We start from the raw sequence: 15580 nt of genomic DNA on the forward strand, positions 1-15580 counted from the left end.
TTGCGGTTTCCATGAAAGGAGGCTGAAACATGTTTACGCGTCGCCAGTATCTCTGCGGGTTCATCCTGCTGCTTTCTCTATTGGCAAATGGCGTTTTTGCCCAGGGTGATCAGGGCAAAGAGCTGTTTGAAAAACACTGCGCCAGTTGTCACACCATCGGTGGCGGCGACTCCGGGGGACCTGATCTGAAAGGTGTCACTGCCAGGCGTCCGACCGATTGGCTGGAGCGGGTGATTGCCGAGCCCGACAAGCTGACCGCCGGAAAGGACGCCACCCAGGCCGAACTGGTCAAGAAGTACGGTTTCGAGATGCCGAATCTGGGGATCAGCAGGGACGACGCCAGGAAAATCATCGCCTTCCTCGGTGCCGAGGCATCGTCCGCCGCCAGTGGGGCTGCTACACCGGCCGCGGCGCCCCCTGCCGCAGAGAAGGCCATCACGGTCACGCCCGAACTGATCGCCACCGGCAAACAGCTCTTCACCGGGGAAAAGCGATTCAGCAAGGGAGGGGCCCCCTGCGGCGCCTGCCACGCCTTTACCTATCCGGGCGTACGGGGTGCCAACCTGGCATCCGACCTGACCCAGCTCTACGAGGGTATGGGAGAACAGGGCATGCGCGGGGTGCTCACCTCGCTCAAGTTTCCGATCATGAGATGGGTTTACGCCGACCGGCCGCTGAGTGACGAGGAAATCGCTGCCCTGATCGCTTTCAGCAAGGATGCCGGCGAGCAAAAGGGGGGACAGCCCGGTAAGGGGGTGGCTGCATCGGGAGCGGCCCTGTTCCTGTGCATCATCGTTGGGTTGACTCTTTACAAGAGGAGGATCGGATAATGTCGAACGATCGCATCAGGGACGAACATAGCCCGGAAGCCAGGGAATGGGAGCAGTTTTACCGGAACCGCTGGCAGTACGACAAGGTGGTGCGCAGCACCCACGGCGTCAACTGTACCGGCGGCTGCAGTTGGATGGTGCACGTCAAGGACGGCGTGGTGGGCTGGGAGCTGCAGGCCAACGATTATCCGCAGTTCAACGCTGATATTCCCAACCACGAACCGCGCGGCTGTCCTCGCGGGATCAGCTTTTCGTGGTACCTCTACAGTCCGCTGCGGGTGAAATACCCCTACCTGCGCGGCGTGCTGCTGGATCTCTGGAAAGAGGCCCGGGCGCGGCACGACGACCCGGTGGAGGCCTGGGCCAGCATCGTTGAGAACGAGGAGACCCGCAAGGCCTACACCAGCAAGCGCGGCATGGGCGGTTTCCGGCGCGGTACCTGGGAAGAGGTGCTGGAGATCATCGCCGCCTCCACCATCTACACCGCCAAGAAGGACGGACCGGACCGGATCATCGGCTTCAGCCCGATTCCGGCCATGTCCATGATCAGCTATGCGGCCGGCACACGCTTCCTGCAGCTCCTGGGGGGGGTGGCCATGAGCTTTTACGACTGGTACTGCGACCTGCCTCCAGCCTCGCCCCAAATCTGGGGCGAACAGACCGATGTGTGCGAGTCGGCCGACTGGTACAACTGCAGCTATTTCGTGCTGTGCGGTTCCAACGTCCCCATGACCCGCACCCCGGACGCCCACTTCCTGAGCGAGGCACGCTATCGCGGGGCCAAGGTGGTGGTCATGTCTCCCGACTACAACATGGCCACCAAGTTCGCCGACAGCTGGCTGCCGGTGGAGCAGGGGCATGACGGCGCCTTCTGGATGGCGGTCAACCACATCCTGATGAAGGAGTTCTATCTCGATCGTCAGACCCCCTACTTTCAGGAGTATGTCTCCAAATATACCGACATGCCCTTCCTGGTGAAGCTGAAACGAGAGGGAGCGAGCTGGTGGCTGCCGGGGGATTTCCTGCGGGCCGGCGAGATCGGGCGCGGACAAGCGGTGGACCTGCCGGAATGGACCCTGTGCGTACTGGACCAGGCGGGCCAGGTGCGCATCCCCAAGGGGAGCATGGGCAGCCGCTGGGGCAAGACCGAGGGGCACTGGAACCTGGATATGGTCGACTTGGTGGACGGTGAGCCGATCGACAGCCGCCTGACCCAGATCGGCGGCAAGAGCTGCATGGTCCGTTTCACCTTCGAAGGCTGTGGCAATGTGCTGCGCGAGGTGCCGGTTTCGCGCGTGGTGACCGCCTCTGGCGAAGAGGAACTGGTGGTGACGGTCTTCGACCTGCTGGCAGCGCAGCTAGGGGTATCGCGCGGCCTGGGAGGGGACTATCCGCAGGATTACAAGGACGACAAACCCTTTACTCCGGCCTGGCAGGAGAAATATACCGGTATCAGCCCTGAAACTGTGCTGCAGATCGCCCGCGAATGGGGCGAAAACGGCGAGAAGACCCAAGGGCGCAACATGATCATCGTCGGCGCCGGCATCAATCACTGGTACCACAACGACCTGATCTACCGCGCCGCCATTACCGCCCTGATCCTGACCGGCAGCGTCGGTAAGCAGGGGGGCGGGCTAGGGCATTACGTCGGCCAGGAAAAGGTCGTGCCCCTGGCCCCTTGGACCTCCGTTGCCATGGCCCAGGACTGGATCAAGCCGTCGCGCCTGCAGAACACCCCCAGCTTCTGGTACATGCACTCGGACCAGTGGCGTTACGACCGCAGCTTCGTGGATTACTTCAAGCCCGAGACCGGCGAGCCGATGCCGCTGCATGCCGCCGATTTCAACGCCAAGGCGGTGCGGCTCGGCTGGCTCCCCTTTGCCCCGCATTTCAACGACAGCCCGGTGCGGATCGTCGCGGAGGCGGCCAAGGCAGGGGCTCAGAACGACGACGAGGTGAGAAAGAATATTGTCGAGCGCCTGAAGAGCGGCTCGCTGCGCTTTGCCATCGAGGACATCGATGCCAAAGAGAATTCTCCCAAGGTCTGGTTTATCTGGCGCGGCAATGCCATCTCCTCCAGCGCCAAGGGGCACGAATATTTCCTCAAGCACGTGGTGGGGGCCCCCAACAGCGCCGTAACGGCCAAGGAATGCGCCAAGGGGCAGGTCAAGGATATCGTCTGGCATGACAAGGCGCCGGAAGGGAAGGTGGACCTGATCGTGGACCTGAACTTCCGCATGGACACCTCCACCCTCTACTCCGACATCGTCCTGCCGGCCGCCACCTGGTACGAGAAGCAGGATATGAACACCACCGACATGCACTCCTTCATCAACTGCATGGATGCGGCCGTGCCGCCGGCCTGGGAATCAAAGTCGGATTGGGAGACCTTTGCTGCTATCGCCAAGAAGGTCAGTGAACTGGCCCCTAAGCACTTCCCGACCCCGTTCAAGGAGGTCGTGGCCGCGCCGCTCCTGCACGACACCCCCGGCGAGATCGCCCAGCGCAGCGTCAAGGACTGGAAACTGGGCGAATGCGAAGCGATCCCCGGCAAGACCATGCCCAACCTGGCCATTGTGGAACGGGACTACGTCAACCTCTATAACCGCTTCATGTCCCTGGGGCCGGCCATCGGGCACCTGGGCGCCCACGGCGTGAATTGGGAGGCGGACGACGTTCATGAGAAGCTGCTCCGGGAGATGCCGACCCGTCAGTGGGGGGGCAAGCGTTTCATTGACCTGGAGAACGCGCAGAACGTGGCTGATGTGCTTCTGGCCCTGGCCCCTGAATCCAACGGCGAACTGGCCTATCGCGGCTATCAGAACCTGGAAAAGCGGGTCGGCAAGCCGCTGACTGCGCTGGCGGAAGGGAACCGCGGCTTCCGGCTCGACTACGACGCCCTCAAGGGACAGCCTCGCCGCTACATCAACTCCCCCATCTGGAGCGGCATCGTCAGCGACGAGCGCCCCTATGCGGCCTACACGCTCAACGTGGAGTACGGCGTGCCCTGGCGCACCCTCTCGGGCCGGCAGTCGCTCTACCTGGATCATCCCTACTACCGCGCCTTCAGCGAGGGGCTGCCGACCTTCAAAGGCAGGATCAATCCCGCCTGCCTGGACGACATGGACCAGCCCGACGGGCTGGTGCTGAACTTCATGACCCCCCACGGCAAGTGGAGCATCCATTCCACCTACAGCGACAACCTGCGCATGCTGACCCTCTCCCGGGGCGGCCAGGCGGTCTGGATCAACGACAAGGACGCCGAGGAGGCCGGGATCGCGGACAACGAGTGGGTGGAACTCTACAACAACAACGGCGTGGTGGTCTGCCGCACCATTGTCAGCTCCCGCATTCCCCAAGGAGCCGCGATCATGTACCACGCCCCGGAGCGGACCCTGGCGATTCCCAAGTCCCGCAAGAGCGGCAAGCGGGGCGGGGTCCACAACAGCCTCTCCCGCGTGCGGCTGAAGCCGACCCTGATGCTGGGGGGCTACGCCCAGTTCAGCTATTACTTCAATTACTGGGGGCCGACCGGCGTAAACCGCGACTGCTACATCATCGTCAGAAAGTTGAGGGGGTGAGCCATGGACGTCAGAGCACAACTGGTAATGGTTCTCAATCTGGACAAGTGCATCGGCTGCCACACCTGCAGTCTTTCCTGCAAGAACATCTGGACCGACCGGCAGGGTGCCGAATACATGTGGTGGAACAACCTGGAGACCAAACCGGGGGCCGGCTATCCGAAACAGTGGGAGGACCAGGGTAAATTCAAGGGGGGCTGGGTCAGGGAAAACGGTACGCTCAAACTGCGGGCGCTGGGCAAGCTGCCGACCCTGCTGAACATCTTCTTTCAGCCCAACATGCCCCGGCTGGATGATTACTACGAGCCCTTCACCCATGACTACGCCAATCTTTACAGGGCGGCCGAAGACAATGACCAGCCGGTGGCTGACACCATCTCCCTGGTGACCGGCAAAAAGATCGACACCATCAAGGGGGGACCCAACTGGGACGACGATCTTTCCGGCTCCTCCCTCTATGCCGCCAAGGATGTGAACCTGGAGGACCGGAAGATCCTGGAGGAGTACGACCGGCTGTTCATGTTCTACATTCCCCGGCTCTGCAACCACTGCCTCAATCCGGCCTGCGTGGCGGCCTGTCCCTCGCGGGCCATCTACAAACGGGGCGAGGACGGCGTGGTACTGGTGGACCAGGAGGTCTGCAAGGGATGGCGCTTCTGCACCAGCGCCTGCCCCTACAAGAAGGTCTACTACAACTGGACCAGCGGCAAGGCTGAGAAGTGCATCTTCTGCTATCCCCGCACCGAAACCGGCCAATGCAATGCCTGCGCCCACAGCTGCACCGGCAGGATCCGCTATCTGGGGGTGATCCTTTACGACGCCGAGCAGGTGGAAGCCGGGCTGAACGTGGAGGACCGTGACCTGATCGCGGCCCATCGCAGCCTGATTCTCGATCCGCTTGATCCGCGGGTGCTGACCAGTGCCCGAGCCAACGGTATTCCCGAGGCATGGCTGACAGCGGCCGCCAAATCGCCAGCCTATACCCTGATCAAGGAGACCGGTATGGCCCTGCCGCTCCACCCCGAGTTCCGCACCATGCCGATGGCCTACTACATCCCGCCGCTCTCGCCGGTGCTTTCCTCCAAGACCGTTTCTCACGAGCTGATGGCCTATGAGGGCATCCCGAGCTTGGAGACCCTGCGGGCGCCGATCGGGTATCTGGCCAACCTCTTTTCCGGTGGCAACCAGGAAGTGGTGGCCGAGGTGATCAGCAAGCTGATCGTGCTACGCAAGGAGATGCGCCGCCGCACTCTGGGCGGGGAACCGGACGAGTCGGTACTGGGGGGGGTAGGGCTGGAACCCGCCCTGGTGGAGCGCCTCTGCCGGCTTTTCACCAATGCCAGGTACAACGAACGCAACGTCATTCCTCCCCAGCAGCGAGAAGCGCTGGAGCCGGAACGGCGCAAAGGGGGCAGGGGCTTTGGCCTTGCCCATACTGCGCGAGGTGGTCTATGAAGCCAGGAGAATCGTATCGTCATCTGACCATCCTGTTCGACTATCCGCAGGACAAAGTCGGCCTCCTGGCTTCGGCCGAAGCACTGGCCGGCTGCCTGGCGGCCAATCATCCGCAGGCGGACATTGCTCCCTTTGTGGAGTACCTGCGGGCCAGCGAGCTGGGGGAGCTGCAGGAGGAATACGTCCGCACCTTTGACTTCAACCCGCTCTGCGCCCCGTATCTGAGCCATCACCTCTACGGCGACAACAACAAGAAGGGGGCTTTCATGATCCGGCTCAAGGAGTTGTATCGGCAGCACGCCTTTACCCCCCGCACCTGCGAACTGCCCGATCATGTGGCGATCCTGTTCGACTGCGCCGCCCATCTGGTTGCCAAGGGGGAGATCGACATGTGCCGGGACCTGGTCAAAACCTTCGTGTCCGAGGGGCTCGGCACAATGCACACCGCCGCAGCCGATAAGGATGATCTGCACTGGAGATATCCGATTGCCGCCGCCGTGATCCTGAGCGAGGCCGAGTGCCGGGAGGTTCATCATGCTTGATACGTTTATCTTCGTATTTCTGCCGTACACCGCCCTGGCCCTGCTGATCGGGGTCACTCCCTACCGCTACCTGACCAACCGCCTGACCTGGACCACCTATTCCACCCAGTTCCTGGAGCGGGACACGCTCTACTGGGGGATCACCTCCTGGCATCACGGCATCATCCTGATCCTGCTGGCCCATCTGGCCGGCATTGTCTGGCCGCAGGGCATGCAGCGGCTGTTAGGCAATCAGCAGACCCTGGTCGTGCTGGAGAGCATCGGCCTGGGACTGGGGCTGCTGGCGCTGTTCGGCTGCCTGGTGCTGCTGCTGCGCCGGGTCAACAGCGGCATGCTCGGGCGCGTCACCTTTGCCGCCGATTGGGTTTTGCTCTACCTGTTGATCTTCCAGGCCGCTTCCGGGATCTATGTAGCCATCTTTATGCGCTGGGGCTCGGTCTGGTACCTGCACACCGCGGTGCCGTATCTCCATTCGCTGTTGCTGTTCAGGCCGCAGATCGAGTATGTGGCCGACTTCCCGCTGGTCTTCAAGCTGCATGCGGCCCTGGCCTTCCTGATCGTGGCCCTGCTGCCCTTTACCAAGCTGGTGCACCTGCTGTTCCTGCCGTGCCGTTTCCTGGCCGACCCGCCGATCCTGTACCGCTGGCTCGGCAAGGGAGGTGTGGGCCGGGATTGATGTGGAGCTGAAAAACCTTGCTATGGAGGGCACAGAGGGCCTGATGGGCACTGATGTCCCGCGAAGAGTTCCCCCCTTTGAAAAAGGGGGGACAGGGGGGATTTGATGTATGAAGGCGACGGCAAATCCCCCTAAATCCCCTTTAGGCCCTTTGGGTCCTTTGTTAAAGGGGGACTTTGCTCCCTGTGGCAAACGCCGTGCGGTTTCATGATTTCTTCTGGGAGGATCTGACGATGCTGGAAGTCGCCACATGGAAATCGCATAAGAACCTCTTCCTCAACACCCTGGCCTTTACGGTCTGCTTTGCGGCCTGGATGTTCAACGGCGTGCTGGTGACCTATCTGGTTGACAACCAGGTTTTCACCTGGGGGCCGGTCCAGATCGGCTGGCTGTTCGGGATTCCGGTCCTGACCGGCTCGATTTTCCGTTTGCCGGCCGGCATGCTGACCGACAGGTTCGGCGGCAAGCCGGTGTACGGAACGCTTCTCATCCTCTGCGCCATTCCGATGTATCTGCTCTCCAAGGCCGACAGCTTTACCTCATTTGCCCTGTGCAGCTTCGGTTTCGGCATGGCCGGGGTAAGCTTTTCGATCGGTATTGCCTTCACCTCGGTCTGGTATCCGCGCGAGCGGCAGGGCACGGCGCTGGGAATCTTCGGTGCCGGGAACGCCGGGGCGGCCCTGACCACGCTGCTGGCCCCGACCATGCTCAACCGGCTGACCGACAATGGCGCCAACCTGGAAGGCTGGCGCGCGCTGCCGGTCTATTACGCCCTGATCCTGGCGGTCATGGGGGTAATTTTCTTCGTCTTCAGTGACAACAGAAAACCGGCCGGGTCCGGCAAGCCCTTCTTCGCCATGCTGACACCGCTCAAACATGTCCGGGTCTGGCGTTTCGGTCTGTACTACTTTCTGGTGTTCGGCTGTTTCGTGGCCTTTTCCCAATGGCTGGTGCCCTACTTCGTGAATGTCTATTACCTGCCGCTGGTGACCGCCGGCCTGTTCGCCTCGATGTTCAGCCTCCCATCGGGGGTGATCCGCGCCCTGGGGGGCTGGATGTCCGACAGGTTCGGCGGCCGCCGGATCATGTACTGGGTGCTGGGCGCCTCCACGGTCATCAGCCTGATGGTGACGATACCGAGGATGGAGATCCAGTCCCCCGGACGAGGGGTGATGGCCAAGCGGGCCGGCACGGTCCAGGCGGTGACCGGCGAATCCATCGTAGTAAGGGAACTGAAAAGCAGCTTGGCCGTGCTGGGGGACCAATCCTACGCGTTGAAGGCCAAGCCGGTGGTACTGCAGGGTTTCGACGACCGGATGCTGATACTGCCTGGGAAGCAGACCTGGCAGGAGCCGGTGGTCACGGTCGGGCAGACGGTCAAGAAAAAGGAGCTGCTTGCCAAAGGGGTGACGCGGATATTCTTTCAGGCCAATGTCTGGATCTTTGCCGTGCTGGTGCTGGCACTCGGTGCGATCTGGGGCATCGGCAAGGCGGCGGTCTACAAGCTGATCCCGGATTACTTTCCGGACGAGGTCGGCGTGGTGGGGGGGATGGTGGGAGTGCTCGGCGGCCTGGGCGGTTTCGTCTGCCCGATCGTGTTCGGGTATCTGCTGGAATGGACCGGGCTGTGGACCAGTTGCTGGATGTTCATGTTGGCCCTGTCGGTGGTCTGCCTGGTTTCACTGCACCATGTCGCCCAGAAGATGATGAAGCAGAAGCATCCTGACGATATGCGTACGTTCGAGCAGCATTAAGTGGTTGTTGAAAAACGGGCATCTCGCCGCCGTCCTCGTCAGCCCTCTTGTGCGGCGTAGCGCTGCTACGCCTCCGCGGGGCTTCCTGCGGGTGCGACGATCTGCCCATTTTTGAACAACCTGAGAATTTCAACAGCCTGTTTTTTAAAACAGCACGGCAAACTACCGGGCAAGGAGAAGGCTATGTCATCACGTGTGTTAACCGAATGGAATCCTGAAAACGGACAGTTCTGGGAAAACAGGGGCAAGGCGGTCGCCAGCCGCAACCTGTGGATATCGATTCCGGCGCTGTTCCTGTCGTTTGCGGTCTGGATGGTCTGGAGCGTGGTGGTCGTCAACCTGCCCTCCATCGGATTTCCGTACGACCCGAACAAGCTCTTCTGGCTGGCGGCCCTGCCGGGACTCTCCGGCGCCACGCTGAGGATCTTCTACTCGTTTATGGTGCCGATCTTCGGCGGCCGTACCTGGACCACCATCAGCACCGCCTCGCTGCTCATCCCGGCCGTGGGGATCGGATTTGCCGTGCGCGATCCGCAGACCAGCTACAGCACCATGCTGATCCTGGCGCTCTTGTGCGGCTTCGGAGGGGGCAATTTCGCCTCCAGCATGGCCAACATCAGCTTCTTTTTCCCCAAAGCCCAGAAGGGTACCGCCCTGGGGCTGAATGCCGGACTCGGCAATCTGGGGGTAAGCGCCATGCAGTTCATCGTGCCGCTGATTATCACCACCGGGGTGTTCGGCGCCCTGTGCGGAGATCCCCAGATGTGCATCATCAAGGGGGTGAGCAGGCCCATGTGGCTGCAGAATGCCGGCTTCGTGTGGGTGCCCTTCATTCTCGTTTCGGCCATTGCCGCCTGGTTCGGGATGAACGCCATTGCCAGCGCCAAGGCCTCCTTCAGCGAGCAGGCCGTCATCTTCCGCCGCAAGCACAACTGGCTGATGTGCTGGCTGTACCTCGGCACCTTCGGCTCCTTCATCGGCTACTCGGCCGGGCTGCCGCTGTTGACCAAGTCCCAGTTCCCCGGCATCAATCCGACCCAGTACGCCTTCCTCGGTCCGCTGGTTGGGGCTCTGCTCCGTCCGGTGGGGGGCTGGTTGGCAGACAAGCTCGGCGGCGCCCGGGTCACCTTCTGGAATTTCATCGTCATGGCGGCGGCCGCGTGCGGGGTGATCTTCTTCCTCCCCAGCCATGGCAGCGGCGGCAATTTCTGGGGCTTTCTGGCCATGTTCATGCTGCTGTTCGCCACCACCGGCATCGGTAACGGCTCCACCTTCCGCATGATCCCGGTCATCTTCCTCACCGAACGGCAGCGGGAAGCGGCCGGCAAGGGGCAGGCAGCCCAGGAGCAGGCCGTCAGAGACGCCAACAAGGAGGCAGCGGCAGTGCTCGGTTTCACTTCGGCCTTTGCCGCCTACGGCGCCTTCTTCATCCCCAAGAGCTTCGGCACGTCGATCACATTGACCGGTGGACCGGAAGGAGCACTTTACGGTTTCATCGCCTTCTACGCCACCTGCATCGTCATGACCTGGTGGTTTTATTCGCGTAAAAACGCCGCCATGCCCTGTTGACCGTAATGGGCACGAACCAGTCCACGGGTAACACGTCAGAGGAGGATTCATACCATTTTCAGGCAATTCCCGGTTCGGGCGTGAATGTGTCCCGGAGGTTGCCGGCGTGCAAGGATACGTTTTTGCGTGCAGATGCAGGAACGTTGTGTTACCGTTTGGTAACCTTTGCGGGTCCGGGGAGAATGGTGAGTAACTGTATCGATATACCGAACATTTATCAGGCAATCCTGGAAAGCATGGGGGAAGGGATCATCGTTGCCGATGCCGAGGGCACGCTGATTTTCATCAATCGCACCGCTGAACGTCTCCGAGGTATCAAGGCCGCCAACTTCATCGGTCGCAGCATCCTGTCCATCCATTCACCCCATTCGGCGGAACGCATCGCAAAACTCCTGGAGGCCCTTAAAGACGGCTCCATCAACACATCGCGGCGGGTGATCGATGTCAGGGGCAGATACTTCGAGAACAGCTACTATCCCATCCGGCATCCGGACGGCGGCCTCTATCGGGGAACCCTCATGATAAGCAGGGACATCACCGAAAAGCGGCGCCTCAAGGAAGAGAACCTGCTGCTGAGGGAGAAAATGTCCCTGGGCAGTGCCTTCGAAGGCTTCGTGGGGACCAGCCAGGCCATTCTGCAGGTATTCCGGACCATCTCAACCATCGCCTCCCTCGATTCCACCATCCTGATCACCGGTGAAAGCGGCACCGGCAAGGAGTTGGTGGCCACAGCCATCCAGCAGCACAGCAAGCGCCGCCATAAACCGATGATCACGGTGAACTGCGCCGCCCTGCCGGAACACCTAGTGGAGTCGGAGCTGTTCGGCCACGAGCGGGGAGCCTTCACCGGGGCCGTTTCCAACCGCCGCGGCAAGTTCGAGCAGGCCAACGGCGGTACCATCCTGCTGGACGAGATCGGCGATCTTCCGGCCAGTGCCCAGGCCAAGCTGTTGCGCGTCATCCAGGAGAAGACCGTGGCCCGCCTGGGGGGGGAGCGCGACATCCGGGTGGACGTGCGCATCATTGCCGCCACGAACCGGGATCTGCAGACGCTGGTGGAGTTGGACCTATTTCGCCAGGATCTCTACTACCGCCTCAATGTGATCACCATCCACGCCCCCCCCCTGCGTGAGCGGCGCGAGGATATCGTCCCGCTGGCCGAGCATTTCGTCCGCCTGTTTGCCGAAAAGATGGAACGTCCGGTCAAAGGGCTCAGTGAACCTGCCGTCCGAATTCTGGCCGCCTATGATTACCCCGGCAATGTCCGCGAACTTGAACACGCCATGGAGCGCGGCGTGGCGCTGTGCTGCGGCGACTTGCTGGAGCCGCAGGACCTGCCGCCCCATTTTCTGGCGGCCCGCAGCGCGAACAGCTCCGCCATCGGACAGGAGGATGAACAGAATGCGTTACGCCCCCTGTCGCATTCCGTCGGCGATTTCGAGCGGCAACTGGTTCTGGATGCCCTGCTCAAAGCCGGCGGCCGCAAGGCCGATGCGGCCCGGTTGCTCAACATCTCCCGCAAGACCCTCTGGAAGAAACTGAAGCAGATCGAAGCAGTGGAAACCAGGTAACATTCCCGTACATCGACGTTACCGACTGGTAACGTCAACGTGCGCCTCTTTTCTCCCCCGCCTATCCGGCCTTCAACTCAACCACTCGAAATGTATACACATAAAGGCCGTGTCGCCCGTATGGCACGTTCCCTGCTAAACGTCCCGGTTGTAGAACGCACAGCAAGGGGAAAACCATGCCCGTTTCGGGAATTGTGATTATCTGCAGGGACGGTCGCGCCGATACCGTTGCGGCGCAGCTTACGGCGCTCGAGGGGGTCGAGGTACACGGGGTATTGCCCGGCAACCGGGTGGTAGCGGTGGTGGAGGCTGATACCGTTGACAGAGAGGTTTCCCTGGTCTCTGGCCTCCATGAATGTGACGGGGTGGTCTCGGTCCAGGTTGCCTATCATAACTTCGAGGACATTCAGTGGCGTGCAGTGTGATGCGTTTTTATTTCGGGTACGGGAGGACGTATGGGACTGAGCAGACGTGATTTTTTGAAGACCAGCGCCGCAGCCGCCGCATTGGCGGCAGCCGGAGCATCGATGAGGAATCCGCTGGGGGTGCAGGAAGCTGAAGCCGCCGACAGCTCCGGCATTACGTGGGGCAAGGCCCCCTGCCGTTACTGCGGTGTCGGCTGCGGCGTGCTGGTGGGGGTCAAGGGGGGCAGGATCGTGGCCACCAAGGGTGACCCGCAGGCACCAGTCAACAAGGGTCTCAACTGCATCAAGGGCTACCTCCTCTCCAAGGCGCTGTACGGCAGGGACCGCCTCACCACGCCGCTGATCCGCAAAGGCGACAGGATGGTCGAGGCCTCCTGGGACGAAGCCCTGGACCTGATCGCCTCCAAATTCAGGGAGTCGATTGCCAAAAACGGGCCGGACTCGGTGGCCATGTTCGGTTCAGGACAGTGGACTGTGTTCGAGGGCTATACCGCTTCCAAACTCTTCAAGGGGGGCATCGGCACCAACAACCTGGAACCCAATGCGCGCTTCTGCATGGCCTCTGCGGTCGTGGCCTTCATGAATACCTTCGGATCCGACGAGCCGATGGGCTGCTACGATGACCTGGACTTGGGAGACACCTATATCTTGTGGGGCGCCAACATGGCCGAGGCGCATCCGGTGCTGTTCTCCCGCCTGATCGACAACAAGCTCAAAAATCCCAAGGTCAAAATCATCGACCTGGGTACCCGTCGTACCCGCACCACCCAGATGGCGGACCAGTACATCCCTTTCAAGCCGCAGGGCGATCTGGCGCTGGCCAATGCCCTGGCCCATGTGATCGTCCGCGACGGCCTCTATGACGAGGCCTTCATCAAGAAACACTGCGTCTTCAAGCGGGGCAAGGAAAATGCTCCCTACGGCCTGACTGACAAGGAAAACTTCAACGAGGGACCCAATGACGTCAAGGTCCTGACCTTCGAGGAATACCGGGAGTACCTCAAACCCTTCACCCCGGAGTGGGGCGAGAAACTTTCGGGGGTCCCCGCCAAGACGATAGTCGAACTGGCCCACCTCTACGGCGACAAATCCCGTAAGGTCAACTCGCTCTGGACCATGGGGGTCAACCAGCATGTGCGCGGCACCTGGGTCAACAACCTGATTTACAGCCTGCACCTGCTGACCGGCAAGATCTGCCGTCCCGGGGAGAACCCGCTCTCCCTGACCGGTCAACCCTCTGCCTGCGGCACGGCCCGCGAGGTGGGCACCTTTTCCCATCGCCTGCCGGCCGACATGGTGGTCATGAACGAGGATCACCGCAAAAAGGCCGCCAAAATATGGGGCATCGATCCGGCCAGGATTCCGGCCAAGCCGGGGCCGCATGCCATCGAAATGTTCCGTGCCGTTGACCGGGGGGAGATCAAATGCATGTGGGTGCAGTGCACCAACCCCTTCCAGTCGACCCCCAATCTGGCCCGTTACCGCAAGGGAGCCCGCAAGGATGGCCGCTTCATTGTGGTTTCCGACATCTACCCAACCCGCTCGACAGAGCTGGCTGACGTGGTGCTCCCCTCCGCCTCCTGGGTGGAAAAGGAGGGGGTCTTCGGCAACACCGAACGCCGGACTCAGCAATGGTTCAAGATGATCGATCCCCCCGGCCAGGCCAAACCGGATGCCTGGCAGATGATCGAGGTTGCCAAACGCCTTGGTCTTGGCCACCTGTTTCCCTACAGCGAGCAGAACTTCCATAAGGAAATGTGGGAGGAATATCGCCAGTTCACCATCGGTACCGGCAAGGACCTGGCCCCCTATGAAACCTATTTTACGGTGCGCGGCCTGCGCTGGCCGATAAAAGCGGATGGCAAGGAGACCAGGTACCGGTATGTGGAAGGGGATGATCCCAAGGTTGGAATGGGCGAGGGGATCAAGTTCCATAAAGCCCCCAACTACAAGGCCACCATCTGGGCCCGCCCCTACGAGCCGGCTGCGGAGGTGCCGGACGGGCAGTACCCGTTCTGGCTCAGCACCGGCCGTTTGCTGGAGCATTGGCACACCGCCACCATGACCGGGCGCATACCGGAATTGAAACGCGCCATGCCCGGCGCCACCCTTGAGATGCATCCCGAGGACGCCGGCCGCCTCGGCATCAGGAATCGCCAGAAGGTAAAGATCAGCTCCCGACGCGGATCGATTGTCCTGCCGGTGGAACTGAACGGTCGGGGCAAGCCCGAGAAGGGCAATGTCTTCACCACATTCTTCGACGAAGCCAAGCTGATCAACGACCTGTGCATCGACGCCTTTGATCCGCTTTCCAAGGAACCGGATTTCAAGAAATGTGCGGTAAAGATCGAGAAGGCGTAGCGATGTCAAAGCCGAAAGAGCGACCGGATATCGGCAGCACACTGCCTCCGGTTCTCGCGATTATATCTTCATATGAAGCAGTCCCCAGGAGGTCGGTTGCCATGAAGACTCTGTCCCGCTGTCTTATCCCGCTTGCTTGCCTGTGTGCGCTGGCTCTTCCCGCAGGAGCCGCAGAAAAGGGGGGCGATTATGCCAAGGATGCCGCGTCTGCCGAAGGGACACCAGCCACGGTCCCGCATCGCATGGATGACAAGGCCCACGCGGATTGTCTGGCCTGCCATCTCACGGGGGTGCGCGGTGCCCCGGTAACACCGCATCCTGAACGCCGCGACTGTGCCCAGTGTCACGTGCAGGGTGAGATAAAGCGAAATACGCCGGAAAAGAAAAAAGACGGAAAGAAACGTTAGAAGGATCCCGCATGGGCATCTCCCGCAAGGATTTTTTTCGCCAGAGTCTGCTGTCCCTGGGGCAAACCGCCCTGGATCTGGCCGGCGCGCTCAAGGCCCCGGCCGATGCATCGGCTCCCGTGCCGGAAGTGCCGTATCCGCCGCAGCCGCGTGAGGACATGATGGCGACCTCGTTCAACGAGCGCTGTCTGGCGCGGGAATGCGGCTGCTTCATCTGTTCCGAGCGTTGCGAATCCGGGGCCCTCATGGTGGTGCCGGGGCAGGGGGTGCGGATCGATGGGGCGCGCTGCATCGGATGCGGCACCTGTGAGTACATCTGTCCGGTTACCCCCAAGGCGGTGGCCCTGGTACCGCGGGAAGGAACATAGTTTTTTTTGACTCACATCAAGGTTTTTATCGGAGAACGCGT

12 protein-coding genes are annotated in these 15580 nt (G+C 61.4%); all 12 read left to right on the plus strand.

Annotated elements, in window-relative coordinates:
* Nucleotides 1-29: 29 nt before the first annotated feature.
* The gene (locus tag GSVR_RS03825; protein WP_173196355.1) at nucleotides 30-830 is read left to right on the plus strand and encodes a c-type cytochrome; all 801 of its coding nucleotides are present in this window, start codon (nucleotides 30-32) and stop codon (nucleotides 828-830) included.
* Nucleotides 830-4411 (plus strand): nitrate reductase subunit alpha, encoded by a 3582-nt coding sequence (locus GSVR_RS03830; protein WP_173196354.1) that lies wholly within the window; start codon nucleotides 830-832, stop codon nucleotides 4409-4411. Before GSVR_RS03825 ends, GSVR_RS03830 begins: the two co-directional genes overlap by 1 nt.
* A 3-nt stretch (nucleotides 4412-4414) precedes the next feature.
* The gene (gene narH / locus GSVR_RS03835; RefSeq protein WP_173196352.1) at nucleotides 4415-5866 is read left to right on the plus strand and encodes a nitrate reductase subunit beta; all 1452 of its coding nucleotides are present in this window, start codon (nucleotides 4415-4417) and stop codon (nucleotides 5864-5866) included.
* Complete coding sequence (gene narJ / locus GSVR_RS03840; protein WP_173196350.1) at nucleotides 5863-6408, plus strand: nitrate reductase molybdenum cofactor assembly chaperone; 546 nt, start codon at nucleotides 5863-5865, stop codon at nucleotides 6406-6408. Before narH ends, narJ begins: the two co-directional genes overlap by 4 nt.
* Nucleotides 6401-7084, plus strand: a complete 684-nt coding sequence (locus GSVR_RS03845) for a respiratory nitrate reductase subunit gamma (RefSeq protein WP_173196348.1) — start codon at nucleotides 6401-6403, stop codon at nucleotides 7082-7084. The genes narJ and GSVR_RS03845 overlap by 8 nt, the downstream gene beginning before the upstream one ends.
* Nucleotides 7085-7317: 233 nt before the next feature.
* Nucleotides 7318-8838, plus strand: coding sequence for a nitrate/nitrite transporter (locus tag GSVR_RS03850; RefSeq protein WP_173196695.1), 1521 nt, complete (start codon nucleotides 7318-7320; stop codon nucleotides 8836-8838).
* A 183-nt stretch (nucleotides 8839-9021) separates the two neighbouring features.
* Nucleotides 9022-10407 (plus strand): NarK family nitrate/nitrite MFS transporter, encoded by a 1386-nt coding sequence (locus GSVR_RS03855; RefSeq protein WP_173196346.1) that lies wholly within the window; start codon nucleotides 9022-9024, stop codon nucleotides 10405-10407.
* A 182-nt stretch (nucleotides 10408-10589) separates the two neighbouring features.
* On the plus strand, nucleotides 10590-11978 hold the full coding sequence (locus GSVR_RS03860) for a sigma-54-dependent Fis family transcriptional regulator (RefSeq protein ID WP_173196344.1): 1389 nt from the start codon (nucleotides 10590-10592) through the stop codon (nucleotides 11976-11978).
* Nucleotides 11979-12154: 176 nt separating this feature from the next.
* Complete coding sequence (locus tag GSVR_RS03865; RefSeq protein ID WP_173196343.1) at nucleotides 12155-12403, plus strand: chaperone NapD; 249 nt, start codon at nucleotides 12155-12157, stop codon at nucleotides 12401-12403.
* Between the two features lie 30 nt (nucleotides 12404-12433).
* Nucleotides 12434-14764: a molybdopterin-dependent oxidoreductase gene (locus tag GSVR_RS03870; RefSeq protein WP_173196341.1), complete on the plus strand. Its 2331-nt coding sequence runs from the start codon at nucleotides 12434-12436 to the stop codon at nucleotides 14762-14764.
* 101 nt (nucleotides 14765-14865) lie between these two features.
* Nucleotides 14866-15171 carry a hypothetical protein gene (locus GSVR_RS03875; protein WP_173196339.1) on the plus strand — a complete coding sequence of 102 codons (306 nt, stop codon included), beginning with the start codon at nucleotides 14866-14868 and terminating at the stop codon, nucleotides 15169-15171.
* 11 nt (nucleotides 15172-15182) lie between these two features.
* Entirely contained in the window at nucleotides 15183-15539 is a 357-nt protein-coding gene (locus GSVR_RS03880; RefSeq protein ID WP_173196337.1) for an ATP-binding protein, read from the plus strand.
* Nucleotides 15540-15580 lie beyond the last annotated feature (41 nt).

Source organism: Geobacter sp. SVR, from assembly GCF_016865365.1.
GTDB lineage: Bacteria > Desulfobacterota > Desulfuromonadia > Geobacterales > Pseudopelobacteraceae > Pelotalea.

Excerpts from the sequence above, each read along its gene's own strand:
- GSVR_RS03880 (WP_173196337.1), top strand. The coding sequence starts at position 15,183 with ATGGGCATCTCCCGCAAGGATTTTTTTCGCCAGAGTCTGCTGTCCCTG.
- narH (WP_173196352.1), top strand. The coding sequence starts at position 4,415 with ATGGACGTCAGAGCACAACTGGTAATGGTTCTCAATCTGGACAAGTGC.
- GSVR_RS03830 (WP_173196354.1), top strand. The coding sequence starts at position 830 with ATGTCGAACGATCGCATCAGGGACGAACATAGCCCGGAAGCCAGGGAA.
- GSVR_RS03825 (WP_173196355.1), top strand. The coding sequence starts at position 30 with ATGTTTACGCGTCGCCAGTATCTCTGCGGGTTCATCCTGCTGCTTTCT.
- GSVR_RS03855 (WP_173196346.1), top strand. The coding sequence starts at position 9,022 with ATGTCATCACGTGTGTTAACCGAATGGAATCCTGAAAACGGACAGTTC.
- GSVR_RS03860 (WP_173196344.1), top strand. The coding sequence starts at position 10,590 with ATGGTGAGTAACTGTATCGATATACCGAACATTTATCAGGCAATCCTG.
- GSVR_RS03865 (WP_173196343.1), top strand. The coding sequence starts at position 12,155 with ATGCCCGTTTCGGGAATTGTGATTATCTGCAGGGACGGTCGCGCCGAT.
- GSVR_RS03850 (WP_173196695.1), top strand. The coding sequence starts at position 7,318 with ATGCTGGAAGTCGCCACATGGAAATCGCATAAGAACCTCTTCCTCAAC.
- GSVR_RS03870 (WP_173196341.1), top strand. The coding sequence starts at position 12,434 with ATGGGACTGAGCAGACGTGATTTTTTGAAGACCAGCGCCGCAGCCGCC.
- GSVR_RS03875 (WP_173196339.1), top strand. The coding sequence starts at position 14,866 with ATGAAGACTCTGTCCCGCTGTCTTATCCCGCTTGCTTGCCTGTGTGCG.
- narJ (WP_173196350.1), top strand. The coding sequence starts at position 5,863 with ATGAAGCCAGGAGAATCGTATCGTCATCTGACCATCCTGTTCGACTAT.
- GSVR_RS03845 (WP_173196348.1), top strand. The coding sequence starts at position 6,401 with ATGCTTGATACGTTTATCTTCGTATTTCTGCCGTACACCGCCCTGGCC.